The organism is Rahnella sp. Larv3_ips (assembly GCF_003697865.1).
GTDB classification, from domain to species: domain Bacteria; phylum Pseudomonadota; class Gammaproteobacteria; order Enterobacterales; family Enterobacteriaceae; genus Rahnella; species Rahnella rivi.
Window position 1 is genome coordinate 394521 of the sequence record NZ_MJIB01000005.1, and the last position, 18965, is coordinate 413485.

At 53.0% G+C, this 18965-nt stretch carries 15 protein-coding genes; 7 read left to right on the top strand and 8 right to left on the bottom strand.

From position 1 onward, the window contains the following. Positions 1–3 precede the first annotated feature (3 nt). Positions 4–2700: a two-component system sensor histidine kinase KdpD gene (kdpD, locus tag ED901_RS10625; RefSeq protein WP_122095871.1), complete on the top strand. Its 2697-nt coding sequence runs from the start codon at positions 4–6 to the stop codon at positions 2698–2700. Further along, positions 2697–3386, top strand: coding sequence for a two-component system response regulator KdpE (gene kdpE / locus ED901_RS10630; protein WP_056771582.1), 690 nt, complete (start codon positions 2697–2699; stop codon positions 3384–3386). Before kdpD ends, kdpE begins: the two co-directional genes overlap by 4 nt. Here kdpE and ED901_RS10635 read toward each other — a convergent pair. The 3 genes from ED901_RS10635 to seqA all read right to left on the bottom strand — a co-directional run bounded on the left by ED901_RS10635 (position 3376) and on the right by seqA (position 6489). Next, entirely contained in the window at positions 3376–4092 is a 717-nt protein-coding gene (locus tag ED901_RS10635) for a PadR family transcriptional regulator (protein ID WP_056771579.1), read from the bottom strand. The genes kdpE and ED901_RS10635 overlap by 11 nt on opposite strands. Before the next feature lie 171 nt (positions 4093–4263). Beyond that, positions 4264–5907 carry a phosphoglucomutase (alpha-D-glucose-1,6-bisphosphate-dependent) gene (gene pgm / locus ED901_RS10640; protein ID WP_056771576.1) on the bottom strand — a complete coding sequence of 548 codons (1644 nt, stop codon included), beginning with the start codon at positions 5905–5907 and terminating at the stop codon, positions 4264–4266. 24 nt (positions 5908–5931) lie between these two features. Then, positions 5932–6489 carry a replication initiation negative regulator SeqA gene (seqA, locus tag ED901_RS10645; RefSeq protein WP_122095872.1) on the bottom strand — a complete coding sequence of 186 codons (558 nt, stop codon included), beginning with the start codon at positions 6487–6489 and terminating at the stop codon, positions 5932–5934. A gap of 236 nt (positions 6490–6725) precedes the next feature. Here seqA and ybfF point away from each other — a divergent pair, with 236 nt between their 5' ends. After that, a complete protein-coding gene (gene ybfF / locus ED901_RS10650; protein WP_122096113.1) occupies positions 6726–7508 on the top strand; it encodes an esterase in 783 nt (260 codons plus the stop codon). A 263-nt stretch (positions 7509–7771) separates the two neighbouring features. Further along, the gene (gene ybfE, locus ED901_RS10655; RefSeq protein WP_056772022.1) at positions 7772–8053 is read left to right on the top strand and encodes a LexA regulated protein; all 282 of its coding nucleotides are present in this window, start codon (positions 7772–7774) and stop codon (positions 8051–8053) included. Between the two features lie 75 nt (positions 8054–8128). Here ybfE and ED901_RS10660 read toward each other — a convergent pair whose 3' ends face one another. After that, positions 8129–9793 carry a methyl-accepting chemotaxis protein gene (locus ED901_RS10660; protein WP_122095873.1) on the bottom strand — a complete coding sequence of 555 codons (1665 nt, stop codon included), beginning with the start codon at positions 9791–9793 and terminating at the stop codon, positions 8129–8131. 418 nt (positions 9794–10211) lie between these two features. Between ED901_RS10660 and fldA the strand changes: the two genes are divergently transcribed. Together fldA and fur are read left to right on the top strand one after the other, a co-directional pair. Next, complete coding sequence (gene fldA, locus ED901_RS10665) at positions 10212–10739, top strand: flavodoxin FldA (protein ID WP_056771565.1); 528 nt, start codon at positions 10212–10214, stop codon at positions 10737–10739. A gap of 314 nt (positions 10740–11053) precedes the next feature. After that, positions 11054–11509: a ferric iron uptake transcriptional regulator gene (gene fur, locus ED901_RS10670; protein ID WP_013576469.1), complete on the top strand. Its 456-nt coding sequence runs from the start codon at positions 11054–11056 to the stop codon at positions 11507–11509. Between the two features lie 137 nt (positions 11510–11646). Here the strand turns inward: fur and chiQ are convergent, their stop codons facing one another. From chiQ to nagE, 4 genes are all read right to left on the bottom strand, one after another. Further along, complete coding sequence (gene chiQ, locus ED901_RS10675; protein ID WP_122096114.1) at positions 11647–11988, bottom strand: ChiQ/YbfN family lipoprotein; 342 nt, start codon at positions 11986–11988, stop codon at positions 11647–11649. 13 nt (positions 11989–12001) lie between these two features. Continuing rightward, complete coding sequence (locus ED901_RS10680) at positions 12002–13414, bottom strand: OprD family outer membrane porin (protein ID WP_235533394.1); 1413 nt, start codon at positions 13412–13414, stop codon at positions 12002–12004. 468 nt (positions 13415–13882) lie between these two features. Continuing rightward, positions 13883–15553: a glutamine--tRNA ligase gene (gene glnS / locus ED901_RS10685; RefSeq protein ID WP_122095874.1), complete on the bottom strand. Its 1671-nt coding sequence runs from the start codon at positions 15551–15553 to the stop codon at positions 13883–13885. 224 nt (positions 15554–15777) lie between these two features. After that, the gene (gene nagE / locus ED901_RS10690) at positions 15778–17730 is read right to left on the bottom strand and encodes a PTS N-acetyl glucosamine transporter subunit IIABC (protein ID WP_056771555.1); all 1953 of its coding nucleotides are present in this window, start codon (positions 17728–17730) and stop codon (positions 15778–15780) included. A 397-nt stretch (positions 17731–18127) separates the two neighbouring features. On the opposite strand from nagE, the gene nagB reads away from it, so the two are divergent. Continuing rightward, positions 18128–18928, top strand: a complete 801-nt coding sequence (nagB, locus tag ED901_RS10695) for a glucosamine-6-phosphate deaminase (RefSeq protein ID WP_056771552.1) — start codon at positions 18128–18130, stop codon at positions 18926–18928. Positions 18929–18965 lie beyond the last annotated feature (37 nt).

The window sequence follows — 18965 nt, forward strand, 5'->3', positions numbered from 1 at the left end:
AATATGACTGACGATCGCCCCGATCCTGACAGCCTGCTGGCGCTTGCCAATGAGAAGCCGCGCGGGCAACTGAAAGTCTTTTTCGGCGCCTGTGCGGGCGTCGGAAAAACGTTCGCCATGTTGCAGGAAGCACAGCGCCTGCGCGCCACCGGTCTCGACGTGCTGGTTGGCGTGGTGGAAACTCACGGACGGCAGGAAACGCAGGCACTGCTGCCGGGGCTTTCGCTGTTACCGCCAAAACGCATTCAACATCGTGGCCGTCAGGTGCAGGAATTTGACCTCGACGCCGCGCTGGCCCGCCGCCCTGCCCTGATCCTGATGGACGAACTGGCGCACAGCAACGCCGCCGGTTCGCGCCACCCTAAACGCTGGCAGGATATCGAAGAATTACTCAATGCCGGTATCGACGTTTTTACCACCGTGAACGTTCAGCATCTGGAAAGCCTGAACGACGTGGTCAGCGGCGTCACCGGCATTATCATTCGTGAAACCGTCCCCGACCGTTTGTTTGATGACGCCAGCGAAGTGGTGCTGGTGGATCTGCCTCCCGATTCCCTGCGTCAGCGCCTGAAAGAAGGCAAAGTTTATATTCCCGGTCAGGCCGAGCGCGCCATCGAACACTTCTTCCGCAAAGGCAATCTGATTGCCCTGCGCGAACTTTCCCTGCGGCGCACCGCCGATCGCGTTGACGATCAGATGCGCGAATACCGCGACGATCAGGGTGTCAACCGCGTCTGGCATACCCGCGATGCGCTGCTGTTGTGCATCGGGCACGGCGGCGGTAATGAGAAACTGGTGCGCGTCGCTTCACGGCTGGCGGCGCGTCTTGGCTGTGTCTGGCACGCGGTGTATGTCGAAACCCCACGTCTGCACCGTTTACCGGAAGGCCAGCGCCGGGCCATTTTGCATTCGCTGAAACTGGCGCAGGAGCTGGGTGCAGAAACCGCCACGCTTTCCGAGCCACATGAAGAACAGGCGATTTTGCGCTACGCCCGCGAGCACCGTCTGGGCAAAATCATGATGGGTCGCCGCCGTGAAAAACGCTGGAAGCCCGGCGGCAGTTTTGCCGACAAGCTGGCCGATATCGGGCCGGATCTTGATCTGATCATTGTCGGGCTGGAAGATTCCCCGGCATCACCGGCGCGCAAAGAGCAAGATTCACGCACTTTCGCCGACCGGTTCAGCCGCCAGCTGTGGGGCTGTTCGCTGGCCGTGGCGCTGTGCGCAGTGATTACGGTGATGTCGCAGTGGCTGGTGCCGACCTTCGATCAGGCCAACCTGGTGATGGTCTATCTGCTCGGCGTGGTGGTCGTTGCGTTGTTTTATGGCCGCTGGCCGTCGGTGCTGGCGGCGGTGATTAACGTCGTCAGCTTTGATCTGTTTTTCGTACAGCCACGCGGTTCGCTCGCCGTGACTGACGCGCAATATCTGGTGACCTTCGGCGTGATGCTGCTGGTCGGGATCCTGATCGGCAATCTCACCGCCGGGGTTCGTTATCAGGCGCGCATCGCCCGCCACCGCGAAAAACGCGCCCAGCATTTGTATGAAATGTCGAAAAGTCTCAGTCAGGCGCTGACGCCGGAAGCCATCGCGCAAACCAGCCGCCACTTTATCTCCTCCAGTCTGCACGCGAAAACCGCCATTCTGCTGCCGCAGGAAAATGGCGAACTGGCGCAGCCCGCCGGAGAGGTCACCGCCATCGTGGTGGACGACGCGATCGCCCGCTGGAGTTTCGACAAAAAACTGCCAGCCGGCGCGGGCACTGACACCCTGCCCGGCGTGCCGTATCAGCTGCTGCCGCTGGTCGCTTCAGGAGAATCGCGCGGGCTGCTGGCGGTCGAACCGCCGAGCATCCGTCAGTTACTGGTGCCGGAACAGCAGCGCCTGTTGCAGACCTTTACCGTGCTGATTGCCAATGCCCTCGAGCGTCTGCATCTCGCCGCCCAAGCCGAATCCGCGCGGCTGGAAACCGAACGCGAGCAACTGCGCAACTCGCTGCTTTCGGCGCTTTCTCATGACCTGCGCACGCCGCTGACGGTACTGTTCGGGCAGGCAGAAATCCTGACGCTGGATCTGGCGTCGGAAGGCTCAAAGCACGCGCCGCAGGCCAGCCAGATCCGCCAGCAGGTGCTGAGCACCACGCGGCTGGTGAACAATCTGCTGGATATGGCGCGCATTCAGTCCGGCGGATTTAATCTGCGCAAAGAGTGGCAGTCGGTGGAGGAAATCACCGGCAGCGCGCTGCGGATGCTGGAACCGGTGCTGGCGCACGACAACATTGAGATCGATTTACCGAAGGAAATGGTGCTGGTAAATTGCGACGCCAGCCTGATCGAACGGGTGCTGATCAATCTGCTGGAAAACGCCCATAAATATGCCGGAACGGGCGCGACGATCGGCATCAAAGCCACGCCGTTCGACGAATGGCTGGAGATTGAAGTCTGGGATAATGGCCCCGGCATTGCGCCGGGCAGCGAACACATCATCTTCGAGAAATTCGCGCGCGGAAACAAAGAGTCGGCCATTCCCGGTGTTGGTTTGGGATTAGCCATATGTCGTGCCATTATTGAGGTGCACGACGGACGGATCTGGGCTGAAAACGGCCCGAACGGCGGTGCACGTTTTCGTTTCAGGTTGCCGCTCGAGGCGTTGCCTGAGATGGAAAGTGACATGGAATCAGACATCAATGAGGTATCGTGAGCGCATCCCCGGTCAATATTCTAATTGTTGAAGACGAAAAAGAGATCCGCCGCTTTGTGCGCACGGCACTGGAGGCGGAAGGCCTGCGGGTGTTTGAAAGTGAAACGCTGCAACGCGGGCTGATTGAGGCCGGAACCCGTAAACCGGATCTGATCATTCTCGATCTCGGTTTACCGGACGGTGACGGCCTGACCTATATTCGCGATTTACGCCACTGGAGCGCTATCCCGATTATTGTGCTGTCGGCACGCACCAGCGAGGAAGACAAAATTGCGGCGCTGGATGCCGGTGCCGATGATTTCCTCACCAAGCCGTTTGGCGTCGGTGAACTGCTGGCGCGGGTTCGCGTGGCATTACGCCGCCATGCGGGCAGCGCGCAGGAAAGCCCGCTGGTAACGTTTGCGGATGTGACGGTGGATTTGATCAACCGGCGCGTGCAGCGTAACGGAGAAGATTGTCATCTGACGCCGATTGAGTTTCGCCTGCTGGCCGAACTGCTGGCAAACAGCGGAAAAGTCATTACTCAGCGTCAGTTACTGAGCCACGTCTGGGGCCCGAATTACGTCGAACACAGCCATTATCTGCGCATCTACATGGGGCATCTGCGCCAGAAGCTGGAAGCCGACGCCACCCGGCCACGTCATTTACTGACTGAAACCGGCGTGGGCTATCGTTTTATGCCTTAGGCTGGTCAGTTTCCGGTTTGGCTTCGCCAAATTCGGCTTCCAGACTTTCCGCTGCCTGCTGCAAAATCGCGCTCACACGCACCACCTGCTCCGGCGTTAAATCTGCACGCATCATGTTGCCGCGAAGCGCGTGACGCAGGCGGTGCATCGCATCGTGAATCCCCTCAGCCAGATTGTTTTCGCGCGGACGCTGCGCCCCCGCCAGACGGGCAAAAATCGCATCGACTGCCTCCTGATGTTGCGCCAGTTCCACTTTGCCGGCGTCAGTGATCTGATAGCTTTTACGGCCATTACCGGTGGCGACAGGCTCGAGGAAATCCTGCTCTTCCAGCAGCGTCAGCGTCGGGTAAATCACGCCAGGGCTTGGCACGTAAAGGCCTGAAGAGGCTTCTTCGATGGCTTTGATCAGCTCATAGCCGTGGCTCGGCTTTTTCGCCACCAGCGCCAGCAGCACGCGGCGTAAATCACCGTGTTCAAACAGACGATGTACTCCGCGCTCACCACGCCCCCCGCGGCGACCTTCGCCACGTCCGCGACGCTCATGCCCTTCTTCACCGCGTTCTTCGCCACGATGACGTCCATCACGGCGTAACATGTGGCGTTCGCTGTGGTCGCTGCATTCTGATTCATGGCGGCAATGACCGCGATGCCCTTCTTCCCGGCTACCGTGACCGCGATGACGGCCTTCAAACATTTTACTAAACATAATGCATGTCCTATTTAGATATATCGAATTATTTCGATATATCTAAACTAGATCAGTTTTTCGACACTGGCAAGCAGGAATGCGCATTTAGATATATCTTTTTGTATCTGAACGACAGGCAAAAAAAAAGCGCTGAATAATCAGCGCTTTTGATGAGAGGAAGAAAGGGGCTTATTTGGCGTCGGCGAGCACTTTGCTGACGATTTCTACCGCTTCTTTCTCGATTTGTTCGCGGTGTTCAGCACCGAGGAAGCTTTCACAATAGATTTTGTAGGCTTCTTCTGTGCCGGACGGGCGTGCCGCGAACCAGCCGTTTTTGGTCATCACTTTCAGGCCGCCGATAGACGCGCCGTTACCCGGCGCGTTGGTCAGACGGGCAGTGATCGGGTCACCGGCCAGCGTGTCGGCTTTCACCTGTTCAGGAGAAAGTTTGGACAGCGCGGCTTTTTGCGCGTGAGTCGCAGGTGCCTGAATACGGTTGTAGCTTGGCGCGCCAAAGCGGGCAGCCAGCTCGTTGTAATGTTCCTGCGGGTTCTTGCCGGTGACGGCGGTAATTTCCGCCGCCAGCAGGCACATGATGATACCGTCTTTGTCGGTAGACCACGGAGTGCCGTCGAAACGCAGGAAAGAAGCCCCTGCACTTTCTTCGCCACCAAAACCGAAGCTGCCGTCAAACAGGCCATCAACGAACCATTTGAAACCGACCGGCACTTCCACCAGTTTACGGCCCAAATCTTCCACCACGCGGTCGATCATCGCACTCGATACCAGCGTTTTACCGACGGCAACGTCTTTGCCCCACTGCGGACGGTGCTGGAACAGGTACTGAATCGCCACCGCCAGATAATGGTTCGGGTTCATCAGACCGGCTGGCGTCACGATGCCGTGGCGGTCGTAGTCAGGGTCATTGGCGAAAGCCAGATCGAATTTATCACGCAGCGCCAGCAGACCGGCCATGGCGGATTCCGACGAACAGTCCATGCGGATCACGCCGTCGTGGTCGAGGTGCATGAAACGAAAAGTCTGATCGACTTCATCGTTCACCAGCGTCAGATCCAGTTTGTAATGCTCAGCAATACGTTTCCAGTATTCGATACCGGAACCGCCGAGCGGATCAACGCCCAGTTTCAGGCCCGCTTTCTGAATCGCGGCCATATCGACGATCTCGGTCAGCCCTTCGATAAACGGCTGAACCAGATCCTGTGCCACCAGATGACCGCTTTTCCACGCCTGATCCAGAGACTGACGCTTCACACCGGCCAGTTTTGCTGCCAGCAGCGCGTTGGCGCGTTTCTCAATAACGGAGGTCAGATTGGTATCTGCCGGGCCGCCGTTGGTCGGGTTGTATTTGATGCCGCCATCTTCCGGTGGGTTGTGCGATGGGGTGATGACAATGCCATCAGCCAGCGCGCCGCCTTTGCGGTTATGGGTCAGGATCGCGTGAGACACCGCCGGAGTGGGGGTGAATCCGTTATCTTCCTGCACAATGACGTCAACGCCATTGGCCGTCAGCACTTCCAGCACAGAAATAAACGCCGGTTCGGACAGCGCGTGGGTATCTTTACCCACGTAGCACGGGCCGGTGGTGCCCTGCTCTTTACGCACTTCGGCAATCGCCTGAGCAATGGCCAGGATGTGCGCTTCGTTAAAGCTGTGACGCAACGAACTCCCGCGATGGCCGGATGTGCCGAATTTCACAGCATGCGCTGTGTTAGCCGGATCCGGTTGCAGAACGTAATACTGTGACGTTAACTGCGCCACGTTGATCAAATCGCTTTGCTGAGCAGGTTGCCCTGCACGGGGGTGATTAGCCATTGGCGCTTCTCCCTGACGCTGAAATTAGAGGGTGCCGCACACTTTGTCAGTCAGTTCCGCAGGGAACTGCATGAACTGCATGATGTGTTCGATCATGCTGCGTTTGCGACCTGTGTTGGTATTTGTAATAACCCAATACGGCGTTCCGGGAACGTGTTTAGGCTTGGTATGAATGCCGTTTTGCAGCAACGTTTGCTGGTCACCGGCAAAATAGGTCCGCGTGCGGCCAGTCAGTGACTCGGTCGCAACAGCAAATTCTTTCGCGTTAAGGTTGTAGAGCGTAGACAGGATCAACATAAACCGGTTGACCGCTTTGGTCTGCTCTGCGTACTCGTCAGACAGCAGCATTTCACGCACGGCACGGACTTTATCGCGCGACGTCGGTGCCGGAGCGGCAGCGGCGGGTTTTCCCGCAGCCACGGTGCCGGCAATAACAGGAGTGTTCGCGGGCGCGGCAGGCGAGGTCTGACCGGCAGTAAATTTCAGCATGCGGCGCAAAATATCAGACGCACTCTCACCGATGGCTTGTGTGTGGCTGGCAATATAGCGGTAGAGTTCTTCGTCAACCTCAATAGTTTTCATCTTTATCCAGTACTGTTTTTCTACTTAATTCAAAAGGATTATACAAATTTCTACGCAGTAACGAACAGGGGAATTGTGCCGCGAAGCAAAAAGCAGAATTATTACCTTTTCGCTGCATGCTGGCCCCGGCCTGTTCTGTCCCACATAGTGAAATCCCGCTCAGGCATCTGGCAGAAACTTTCTGTTTTGAAAAATTATCCGCCACTCATGATAACCTAATGAGATTGTTTATCTGTATGAACTTCGCCATGAAATTACATTATCGCCTGCAAGAACCTGAAGTGGCTGGCAGCACTGCCCTGCCGGTTTTGTTAATCCACGGTTTGTTCGGAACCCTTGATAATCTGGGCATTCTGGCCCGCGACCTGAAACAACAGCATAGAGTGTTGCAGGTTGATTTGCGTAATCACGGCCAGTCCGGCCGCGCGGATGAGATGTCTTACGCCGCGATGGCGCAGGATTTAGTGGAAACGCTGGATGACGTCGGTTTCCAAAAAATCATCGTTATTGGCCATTCAATGGGCGGAAAAGCGGCCATGGCGCTGACGGCGCTTATCCCCGATCGCATCGAAAAGCTGATTGCCATAGATGTCGCGCCGGTGGATTACCACGTGCGCCGCCATGACGAGATTTTTGCGGCGATCAACGCAGTGACGAAAGCAGGGCTGCGCGACCGCACCTCCGCCACGGAGTGTATGCGTGAGCATATAAAGGAAGACGGTGTGATCCAGTTCCTGCTGAAGTCGTTCGCGCAGGGAGAATGGCGCTTCAACGTGCCGGTGTTGCTCAGTCAATACGACACCATTACCGGCTGGGAAGACGTCCCGGCGTGGGATCACCCGGCGCTGTTTATCCGTGGCGGGTTATCGCCGTATGTACAGGATGAATATCGCAGCGCCATTGCCCGCCAGTTCCCGCAGGCGAAAGCGCATGTGGTGGCCGGTGCCGGTCACTGGGTGCATGCGGAAAAACCTGAGGCGGTGTTGCGCGCTGTGCATCGTTTCATCGATGCAGCCTGAGGTTTAACATCCTGGGGATAAATTGTGCAAAAAGTCTGCACAACGTCAGAAGTTATCATGAAATCAGGGCAATCAGGCGTTGTGAACCCCAGGCGCGCTAGGGTATGATTGCGCGCTATAATTTTTGCCGCCCCGTTTCACTCAGGTCGAGTGGCGGGAGGTGAATTGGGTCAGGGTTTCTTAGCCCGAAATGTGTGAAACGCTCGTCAGGAATCGGCTTGCCGTTTTCCGATGTAAAAACTTCCCTGGTTGTACCGCTACCTATGGCAAAAGAACAACTGGATCGCACGACGATTGATCTGTTCGCAGATGACCGCCGTCCGGGGCGTCCAAAAACAAATCCGCTATCCCGTGATGAACAGCTCAGGATCAACAAGCGCAATCAGTTACGCCGCGATAAAGCGAGCGGTCTGCGTCGCGTGGAGCTGAAAATGAACGCCGATGCTGTTGATACCCTCAATAAGCTGGCAGAAGAACGCAATATCAGTCGTAGCGAATTGATTGAAGAGATGCTGCTTGCGCATCTTAACGGTCATGAAGGCTGATTGAAAACGGGTAACCTTCTCAGGCTACCCGTTTGTTTTTTCTTACTTATTCCCGGCTAACTTCCTTTTTCCCACTCAGAACGTTTCCCAGTTTTCAGCACTCTTCGCCGACATCATTCCTGTGTCCGGTCGCAATAACGGCGCTGGCATCTTACCGGTCGGTTTTGCCCCAACGCGCGTCACGCTGTCGCTGAGTTTAAAGGTCGCGACGGCGTTGTTCAGCAATGCAGCCTGCTCTTCCAGAGAGACGGCGGCCTGAGACGCCTGTTCAACCAGCGCGGCGTTCTGCTGCGTGACGCTGTCCATCTGCGTCACGGCCACAGCTACCTGGCTGATGCCTTTACTTTGCTCATCAGATGCTGACGCGATTTCGGCCATAATATCCGTGACGTGTGTGATCGAACGCACCACTTCATTCATGGTCTGACCGGCGTTTTCGACCAGTTTGGAACCGCTGTCAACGCGGGAAACGGATTCGCTGATCAGCGACTCAATCTCTTTTGCTGCCTGCGCACTACGCTGTGCCAGATTGCGCACTTCGCTGGCGACCACGGCGAACCCGCGGCCCTGTTCGCCTGCACGGGCGGCTTCAACCGCGGCATTCAGCGCCAGAATGTTGGTCTGGAAGGCGATACTGTTGATGACCGAGGTAATCTCCGCGATTTTCTTCGAGCTGCCTGAAATATCTTTCATGGTGCTGACCACATCCGCGACAATACTGCCGCCCTTCTGCGCCGTGGTAGAGGCTTCTATCACCAGCTGGCTGGCGTGATGCGCGTTGTCAGCATTGTGTTTCACCGTGGCTGTCAGCTCTTCCATGCTGGCCGCCGTCTCTTCCAGCGCAGACGCCTGCTCTTCGGTACGGGAAGAGAGATCGTTATTGCCGGCAGAAATTTCAGACGCGCCCTGGTAAATATTGTTCGTGCAGTTACGGATGGTTTGCACGGTATTCACCAGACTGGCCTGCATGATGTTCAGTAACGGAATCAACTTACCGGCGCAGTTTTTACCGAACTCTTCCATGTTATGCGTCAGGTCACCACTGGCAATCAGCGCGAACTGATCGCGGAGTTTATCCAGCGGTTTGACTAACGCCATCACCAGATAGCGATCGGTCAGCAGCAGGATAATCAGCCCAATAACAAACGCGGTGATCTGAATCACTTTGCTGAGATTAGTCAGATGATTAGACTCCGTTTGCGCCGCGCTGAAATCCACCGCGATCTGGCTGCTGACTTTTTGCATGGCAGCCCCGAAATCACGGCTTAACGCCGGAACGCCAGACTGCGACAGCTGATTGTACGCATCGATATTTTTGCTGCTGGCGGCCTCAAATAACGGCTTCACGCCCTGCGTTATCAGACTTTCCCAACGGGTGAGTAATTCCTGAACCGCTGAATCTTCCAGCCCCGGATGCGGGGCCGCTTTGAAATCCGCCTGCGCCTGCGTCAGGGCTTCAAGGGATTGTTTTGCGGTATCAAAAATTTCCGGCCCTTTGGTCGGATCGGCCTGAAGCTGCGACACCGCACGGCTTAAGCGGGTTACGGTACGAAAATACTGATCATTTCCTTTGCTGATCAGCGCCATATTGTTGACGAGCTCAGAACTGTTGCGGGTGTTTTGCGTCAGCGTATTCAGTGAGTTAACGGTGTAAAGGGATACACCCGCCCACATAACGCAGAAAACGCCAAGAATGGTTAATAACGCGGCCCTGATGGTGATATTTTTTAAAAACTGCACGATATGCCTCTCTCGAAACATGACTGTTTCTGGTCTGAGGATTGAGGGGGATGCGGAGAATCAAGACAAGTAACCATCAGGCAAGTGCCCCAGGACATGTTTGAACACCTCTCCGGGCATCGATTTCTTTATTATGTTGAGATTGCTCTCGCATCATCTATCGGCGGGACGTGCTTAAAATTTAGTATTGTTAAGATATATTTCTTCACTTTGCTTTTAACCCCGTCAATTTTGAGGATTTTATCTGGATTAAAAGCACACGAAGGCGATACCACTTAAAAAGATTGCCCGATAAACTTATTCGTCAGTTAAGAAGGCGAGCAGAAGCATATTCTCCGCCTCACGAGTTTGCTATTATCAGCACTATTATTGCCTGCAATGTAGGGCTTATCATTGAGAACAAGAGGTTAGACATCTTATGGCCGTAGTAGGAATCTTCTTTGGATCCGATACAGGTAACACCGAAAACATCGCAAAAATGATCCAGAAACAACTGGGTAAAGATGTTGCTGAGGTGCATGACATTGCGAAGAGCAGCAAAGAGGATCTGGAAAAATTCGATATTTTGCTGATCGGTATTCCAACCTGGTATTACGGTGAAGCTCAGTGTGACTGGGACGATTTCTTCCCAAGCCTGGAAGAGATAGATTTTGAAGGTAAGCTGGTTGCGCTGTTTGGTTGCGGCGATCAGGAAGACTACGCAGAATATTTCTGTGATGCGCTGGGCACCGTGCGCGACATCATTGAGCCACGCGGCGCGGTGATTGTGGGTCACTGGCCAACCGAAGGCTATCACTTCGAAGCATCCAAAGGTCTGGCAGATGATAAACATTTCATTGGACTGGCTATTGATGAAGACCGTCAGCCGGAATTAACCAATGAGCGCGTTGACGCCTGGGTTAAGCAAATTACTGAAGAATTGAGCCTTTCAGAAATTATTGGCTAAAAACCCTGTTGGCCCTGAGGATTTATTCTACAATTAAAGGGCCAAACTATTACTGAAATTAACAATTTAGCCACAACAAAATTGTTACTTTCGGTGGTATCAAGGTACACTGAGTTCATCTGTTTTTTCTATCGATCAAGTCGTTGCATTGTCTTATGTGACTGGCATTTAGTGATCTTTATTAACAGGCTATCGTTTAGGGGATCGGCACACTTCCGTTAAAAGAAGGATCCTAATCGAAGAATTTTGTGCCGCTGATGCCACAGGCTCCATGCCTCAACTTGATTAGCACATAGTAACAGGACTGAATCCGCATGACTGACAACAACACCGCACTGAAGAAAGCCGGCTTAAAAGTCACGCTTCCGCGCCTTAAAATCCTGGAAGTGTTGCAAGCGCCGGAAGGTCATCACGTTAGTGCGGAAGATCTGTACAAACAATTGATTGATATGGGTGAAGAGATTGGTCTGGCGACGGTTTACCGCGTTCTGAACCAGTTTGATGACGCCGGTATCGTGACCCGCCATAACTTCGAAGGCGGCAAGTCCGTGTTCGAACTGACTCAGCAACACCATCACGATCACCTGATTTGCTTAGATTGTGGCCGTGTTATTGAATTCCGCGACGAATACATTGAAGGTCGTCAGCGCGAAATTGCTAAAAAACACGGTATCAAACTGACCAACCACAGCCTGTACCTGTACGGCCACTGTGAAGCAGGCGACTGCCGCGAAGATGACTCTTTGCACAATGACAAACCTGCGCAGTAATCTGCCGGGCTCGTTGATATCGACCTAAAATTAACCGCTGAAAAGCGGTTTTTTTATGCCCGTTTATCAGCGATGAAAGACATAAAAAACCCCGGCAAGCCGGGGTTTTCTGTCTCACCTTCAGGGATTGACGAGGTTTACTGCACCGGCGCAGGTGAGTTATTGGCTTTAATTTCCTTCCAGATTTTTCCACAATCGGCGGCGTAAGCCTGCCCGTCTCCGGTTTTGCGTGCCGTCAGGCAGCGCTGGTAATCCAGCACGCGTACCGTTTCCTGTTGTGCAAACTGCTGGTGAGCTTTCTCTTCCTTCAGAACGTTAAGAACCGCCTGGCAGGATGCAAGTTTGTCCGGCGAGCCTTCGGCAGTGTTGATGCAGGCGCTGTAAGCCTTGCGCAGTCTGGCATCTTCAGCCTGCCCTGACGTCTGGGAACAACCGGCCAGCAATAAAGACGTGGTCACGATCAGCAGTAATTTATTCATCGACATAGTGACCTCAGAAAATAGTGAATGGAGCGATAACGATAAATTTCACATCTTTTTCATCCTGGAAGATGTTGCCGTAACCACCGCCCCAGCTCGGAATATCTGAATGGTTGTCATACTGGGTGTAATGCAATTTGAACAACGTGCCTTTGGCGCGCCCTTCCTGAAGGGTGTAAAGCGCATCCAGACTCCACGCACTTTCTTTCAGACGCTGGCTTTGGTCATAAACTGCATTGGTGCTTGGCTTGGCATCCCATGCATAAACATAGGAACCGCCGACCGCGAAGCCCGGCAGATCCCATTTCGCCAGATCATATAAAACACCGGCATATACCGCTTTTTCGCCGTTGGCGTTGAAGTCGGAACGGTTATCCCACCACACATCGAGACGACCATTGGATGAGGAATACGTTGGGGTCATACGCTGAAGGAAGTAGCCCTGATTCCCCTCCGCCTTGACCATCGTCCCTTCCAGACGCCAGTCAAACTGGCCGGTGGTATAACCGAACGTCAGAGCCTGCAACCATGCCAGCCCATCGTACAAACTGTTAGGATCGTTTTTATCACTGATGCGGTCTTCTGCACCGTAGAACTGGTAGCTGGTGGTCAGCGGGTTACCCAGCAGATCCATTTTGTAAGAGGCTTTAGCGAAATACTGATCGACGTAGCTTTCCGCTTCGCCATAGGCGGCTTCGAGCACCAGATCATTTTTGAAGTCGTATTTCGCGCCCAGCGAGTGAATATAGGAAACACCGGTTTTTTTGTCATTCTGGCGGAAATCATCCATTTCCAGATGCCACGGTGATTTATATTCATCCGCCCACATGTAAGAGAAACTTAGTTCGCCCGGCTCGCCAAAATCATGTTTATATCCGGCTTCTGCGCCGCGATACGTGCCCGGCATGAAACTCCAGTGCGGCGCAATCAGGGTTTGGCCGGTAGGCTGAATGTAACCCGCGTGGCCCCAGAAGCCGCCGTATTTGAACTTACCGGCAGCTTTATACAGGCTGACTCCGCCTTTATCGCCAGAGTAATCTTCATCGTAGGCGTGATTTTTTGAGGAGAATGCAATTTCGTTCGGGTGGCCGCTGTCGCTGGCTTCGGCCATTTCAATTGCCGTAAAAGCTGCAACGTCGATGCCGAACATATCCCACGCATAACCGGAGGAGAAATCCAGATTCAGGTTGGCGGTGGCATGAGAAAGGTTAGTGGCGTATTTATCGTAATCAGGGTTGTTGACGGTGACTTTAGAGCCGTCGGGGCGGGTTTCTTCTTTGGTTTTATTCAGATCTTTGCGATCACGTTCGCGCTGCCAGTAATACACGCCACCGGTGAGCGTCGAATCATCAATAAAGCCCGCCGCGTTTGCCTCTTCAGAAAACATTAATCCGCCACCCAATAAGGTGCCGGCCAGAGAATACATCACAGGTTTCAGATAAGCCGATCCCCTGCCCCGGTTAAGGTGCTTGTGCATAGAAATTCCTCATTTTTGACTAAAAAGTAACTGCAAAACCCAAACGGGTATTAAAAGCGGGCGTCAGAGACGTCACCGTAAAAGCAAGGGTAGAGTATTTTTCGCGACGCGAATTATCAATGAGTAATTCATCATTGATCTCTGAAATATGACAAAGTGCACATAAAGATGAAAAAGTATTACAGAAAGAACTTTGTGGGAATTTAAGCGAGGGAAAAAGTGAAAACAATTAAGAATCAAATAACTAAAAAGGATAAGTCTGTGGTTTACACGTTTCAGCTTTCAGGGGTATTTAATCAGAGCCGCTAAAAAGTGCGCATCATAAACACATTAATTCGCGACAGAAATCAATTTCGATATTGCTTAAGGCATAAAAAAACGCAGCCGAAGCTGCGTTAAAAATAAGTCTTACTTCAATCAGACGACGGGTTTGCTTTCCCAGGTATCGCGCAGACCGACGGTGCGGTTAAACACCAGATGCTCCGCGCTGGAATAGCGGCTGTCGGCACAGAAGTAACCTTCACGTTCGAACTGCAGGCTGACTTCCGCCTGCGCCCCTGCCAGAGAAGGCTCTACAAAGCCCTGAGCGATAACCAGTGACTCCGGGTTGATGGTGGTCAGGAAATCCTCTGCCTGACCGGGGTTCGCTACGCTGAACAGACGGTCATACAGACGGAATTCTGCTGGCTTACCTTCAGTGGCGGAAACCCAGTGGATCACACCTTTCACCTTGCGGCCATCAGCAGGATCTTTGCTCAGCGTGTCGATATCGTAAGAACAGAAGATAGTGGTGATATTCCCTTCGGCATCTTTCTCAATGCGTTCCGCTTTGATCACATACGCATTGCGCAGGCGCACTTCTTTGCCCAGCACCAGACGCTTGTACTGCTTGTTAGCTTCTTCGCGGAAATCAGCCTGATCGATGTAAATCTCACGGGTGAAAGGCACGTCGCGGGTGCCCATTTCCGGCTTGCTCGGATGGTTTGGCATTTTCACCTGTTGCACGTCATCACCGGTAAAGTTTTCAATGATCACTTTAACCGGATTGATAACAGCCATGGCGCGCGGTGCGTTCTCGTTCAGATCGTCGCGAATGCAGGATTCCAGCGCCATCATTTCGACGTTGTTGTCTTGCTTGGTCACGCCAATACGACGACAGAATTCACGGATCGATGCAGCGGTATAACCACGGCGGCGCAGACCTGAAACGGTCGGCATACGCGGGTCGTCCCAGCCTTCTACAATCTTCTCGGTCACCAGCAGGTTCAGCTTACGCTTGGACATGATGGAGTATTCGAGATTCAGACGGGAAAACTCATACTGACGCGGATGGCATGGAATAGTGATGTTATCCAGCACCCAGTCATACAGACGGCGGTTGTCCTGGAATTCCAGCGTACATAACGAATGGGTGATCCCTTCCAGCGCATCGGAAATGCAGTGGGTGAAATCGTACATCGGGTAGATGCACCATTTTGTGCCGGTCTGATGATGCTCAGCGAACTTAATACGGTAGATAACCGGATCGCGCATCACGAAGAATGGCGATGCCATATCGATTTTGGCACGCAGACAGGCCGCACCTTCAGCGAATTCACCGTTGCGCATTTTTTCAAACAGCGCGATGTTTTCTTCCACGGAGCGATCGCGGTACGGGCTATTTTTACCCGGCGCAGTCAGGGAACCGCGATATTCGCGAATTTGGTCGGGGGAAAGTTCATCAACGTAAGCCAGACCTTTGTTGATCAATTCCAGCGCGTAAGCGTGCAGTTGATCGAAATAGTCTGAAGAGTAGTGGATATCACCGCTCCAGTCGAAGCCCAGCCACTGGACGTCGTGCTTGATAGACTCAACGAATTCGATGTCTTCTTTTGCCGGGTTGGTATCGTCAAAACGCAGATTGCACTGACCCTGATAGTCTTGTGCAATGCCGAAGTTCAGGCAGATAGACTTTGCATGGCCGATATGCAAATAGCCATTAGGCTCAGGCGGGAAACGGGTGTGAACGGTATTGTGTTTCCCGGTCGCCAGATCTTCATCAATAATCTGACGGATAAAATTTGTTGGGCGGGCTTCAGCCTCACTCATTGTGCAATTCCTCTACGCAACATTGACTCTACGGATAACCGCTTATGTTCCAACAAGCCACGTCGGGAAACAACCGTTAGTTGCATTAAATCGTGGTTATCCCCTCACAGGCTGTCCGAAAACAATAAAAAACGGGAAGAGATCGCTCTCTTCCCGTTTTGTTATCGCTGTAATGACATTTTCAGCAGCGGCGGTGACTGACACCGCCTCACTCAGTCAAAAAATTATTTGCCCTGAATGTCGAACAGCTTGGTCTGACCCGCGACCACTGAGCCGCTCGCCAGTGCACTGACACCGGTGTAATCATCGATATTGCTGACGACGACCGGGCTAATCATTGAGCGCGCATTGGCATTCAGATAATCCAGATCCAGTTCCAGCACAGGCTGACCGGCTGTCACAGTGGCACCTTCTTCGACCAGGCGGGTAAAGCCCTGACCGTTCAGCGTAACCGTATCAATCCCCATGTGAACCACGATTTCAGCGCCAGAAACAGTTTCCAGGCAGAACGCATGATTGGTGTTGAAGATTTTCACCACAGTGCCCGCAGCAGGCGATACCACGATTTTACCGGTAGGACGAATGGCGACACCATCACCAACGGCTTTGCTGGCGAAGGCTTCATCAGGTACCTGATCCAGCGCCACGATGTCACCGGTGACCGGAGACACCAGGGTTTCAACCACCGTTTTCACTGTGTTTGGCACGGCCTGAGGGGCAGCGTTGCTCATGGCGACTGGCGCGGCAGTTGCCACACCGGCAGCAACCGGACCACGGGCAATCACCTTCTTCATGGCATCGGCCAGAGATTCAGCTTTTGCACCCACAATAACCTGGATACTTTGTTTATTCAGACGAACGATACCCGATGCACCAAGGCGCTTACATGCAGCATCGTCAACCGTACCCGCATCTTTTACATTCAGACGCAGACGGGTAATACACGCATCAATTCCTTTGAAGTTATCAGAACCGCCCAACGCACCGATGTAGCTCAGCGCCAGCTGGTTAAGACCTTCTTCAGTATTGCTGTTGGCTTCCGGTGCACCCATGTCTACCGTGTCATCTTCGCGACCCGGCGTTTTCAGGTTGAACATACGGATGATCACGCTGAACAACACGAAGTAGATGATGAAGAAGACCACACCCATCACCAGCAACATCCAGACGTTTTTACTTGCCGCTGGCAGGTTGTACATCAACGCATAGTCGATCGCACCCGCAGAGAAAGAGAAGCCTGCATGGATACCCAGCGCCGTGGCAACGTACAGGCTGATCCCGGTCAGGATGGCGTGCACTAAATAGAGCAGCGGAGCGAGGAACATGAAGAGGAATTCTAACGGCTCGGTGACACCGGTCAGGAACGCCGTAACCGCAACGGACACCAGCATACCGCCAACCAATGGACGACGTTCTTTAGGCGCTGCGAAGTACATCGCAAATGCTGCACCTGGCAGACCAAACATCATGATTGGGAAGAAGCCGGACATGAACATCCCCGCCGTGCCGTCACCCGCGTAGAAGCGGTTGATGTCACCGTGGAACACAGTGCCTGCAGCGTTGGTGAAGTCACCAATCTGGAACCATGCGATGGTGTTCAGTACCTGATGCAGACCAGTTGGGATCAGCAGACGGTTAACGAAACCAAAGATACCGGCACCGAATGCACCCGCGCCCACGATCCACTCACCACCGGCGCGGATAGCATCCTGCACCGGAGGCCAGACGTAACCGAAGATCGCGGCCAGAACCAGACAAAAGAAGCCGGTTGCGATAGGAACGAAACGTTTCCCACCGAAGAAGCTCAGGAAGTCAGGCAGTTTGATATCAGACCAGCGGTTGTAAACCATACCGCCCACCAGACCGGTGATAATACCGGCCAGCACGCCCATGTTAACGGCCGGGTTAATGGTGATCATCGCTTTGGTCAGGATAAAGTAACCGATGCCGCCTGCTAATGCTGCGGCACCTGCGTTGTCTTTAGACCAGCTGGACGCCACACCGATGGCGAAAATGAGCGCCAGGTTATCGAAAATCCCGCCACCGGCTTGCGCGATGAAAGGCATGTTAAGAAGATCAGGCTGACCGAAGCGCAGCAATAACGCAGCGACCGGCAGTACGGCTATCGGCAGCTGTAGCGCTCTGCCTAAACGCTGAAAGAATCCAAGAATATTCACATTTCCCCCTATCCGCCGTCAGGCGAATCACCTAAGTAGTTTAATTAGTATGGTTACTACCTTTACTGTTTACCGTTCCGATTTAACCAACTGCTCTGCGAGTGTAAAAAGATTATTTCGTATCGCAAATTAAAACCTCTCTTTTTGTGATAATTGTCACCAAAAAGAGGTGATAACATGCCATCAGACTGGTCAACACACAAAACTTATTTTATTATTAAAAAAATCTAGACGGTATTGTGCCAGCCATAAACTTTCACGGTGGTTTACGCTTAACAAGACCGCCTTTGAACCGAAGAACTTTTGCTTTTGTTTTGTCTACACATGTCCCAAGGTCTTCAGTTTCGACTAAGGGTATGAACAGTATATTCAATATTCTGAAATCAAGAGGTACGTGATGAGACTTATTCCTTTAAATACCACCACTGAAGTCGGCAAATGGGCTGCGCGCCATATCGTTGAGCGCATCAATGCCTTCAAACCTACTGCTGAGCGCCCTTTCATTCTCGGTCTTCCTACCGGTGGTACCCCGCTTGAAGCTTACAAACACCTTATCGCTATGCATAAAGCAGGCCAGGTTAGCTTCAAAAACGTCGTGACCTTTAACATGGATGAATATGTTGGCCTGCCGCAGGAACACCCTGAGAGCTATCATACCTTCATGTACAAAAACTTCTTTGATCACGTTGATATTCCAAGTGAAAATATCAATCTGCTGAATGGTAATGCGCCAGATATCGATGAAGAATGCCGCAAGTACGAAGAAAAAATTAAATCCTACGGCAAAATTAACCTGTTCATGGGCGGCGTAGGCAATGATGGCCATATCGCGTTTAACGAACCGGCTTCTTCACTGGCATCCCGCACGCGTATCAAGACGCTGACTCATGAAACCCGCATTGCGAACTCCCGTTTCTTCGACAACGACGTGTCTCAGGTGCCAAAATACGCCCTGACCGTTGGCGTAGGTACACTGCTGGATGCGGAAGAAGTGATGATCCTGGTGACCGGCCACGCGAAGGCGCAGGCGCTTGAAGCCGCTGTTGAAGGTAACATTAACCACATGTGGACCATCAGCTGCCTGCAACTGCACGCGAAAGCCGTTATGGTGTGTGACGAGCCGTCCACCATGGAACTGAAAGTCAAAACTGTTAAATATTTCCGCGAGTTAGAAGCGGAAAATATGAAAAATCTTTAACTAAACATTATGCCCGAAGCCAGTCGCGTTGCAGCAC

What these genes read in the sequence shown, in the direction of transcription:
- ybfF (WP_122096113.1), top strand. Translation starts at nt 6,726, where the DNA reads ATGAACTTCGCCATGAAATTACATTATCGCCTGCAAGAACCTGAAGTG.
- ybfE (WP_056772022.1), top strand. Translation starts at nt 7,772, where the DNA reads ATGGCAAAAGAACAACTGGATCGCACGACGATTGATCTGTTCGCAGAT.
- ED901_RS10680 (WP_235533394.1), bottom strand. Translation starts at nt 13,414, where the DNA reads ATGTATTCTCTGGCCGGCACCTTATTGGGTGGCGGATTAATGTTTTCT.
- chiQ (WP_122096114.1), bottom strand. Translation starts at nt 11,988, where the DNA reads ATGAATAAATTACTGCTGATCGTGACCACGTCTTTATTGCTGGCCGGT.
- glnS (WP_122095874.1), bottom strand. Translation starts at nt 15,553, where the DNA reads ATGAGTGAGGCTGAAGCCCGCCCAACAAATTTTATCCGTCAGATTATT.
- fur (WP_013576469.1), top strand. Translation starts at nt 11,054, where the DNA reads ATGACTGACAACAACACCGCACTGAAGAAAGCCGGCTTAAAAGTCACG.
- ED901_RS10635 (WP_056771579.1), bottom strand. Translation starts at nt 4,092, where the DNA reads ATGTTTAGTAAAATGTTTGAAGGCCGTCATCGCGGTCACGGTAGCCGG.
- fldA (WP_056771565.1), top strand. Translation starts at nt 10,212, where the DNA reads ATGGCCGTAGTAGGAATCTTCTTTGGATCCGATACAGGTAACACCGAA.
- nagB (WP_056771552.1), top strand. Translation starts at nt 18,128, where the DNA reads ATGAGACTTATTCCTTTAAATACCACCACTGAAGTCGGCAAATGGGCT.
- kdpD (WP_122095871.1), top strand. Translation starts at nt 4, where the DNA reads ATGACTGACGATCGCCCCGATCCTGACAGCCTGCTGGCGCTTGCCAAT.
- pgm (WP_056771576.1), bottom strand. Translation starts at nt 5,907, where the DNA reads ATGGCTAATCACCCCCGTGCAGGGCAACCTGCTCAGCAAAGCGATTTG.
- seqA (WP_122095872.1), bottom strand. Translation starts at nt 6,489, where the DNA reads ATGAAAACTATTGAGGTTGACGAAGAACTCTACCGCTATATTGCCAGC.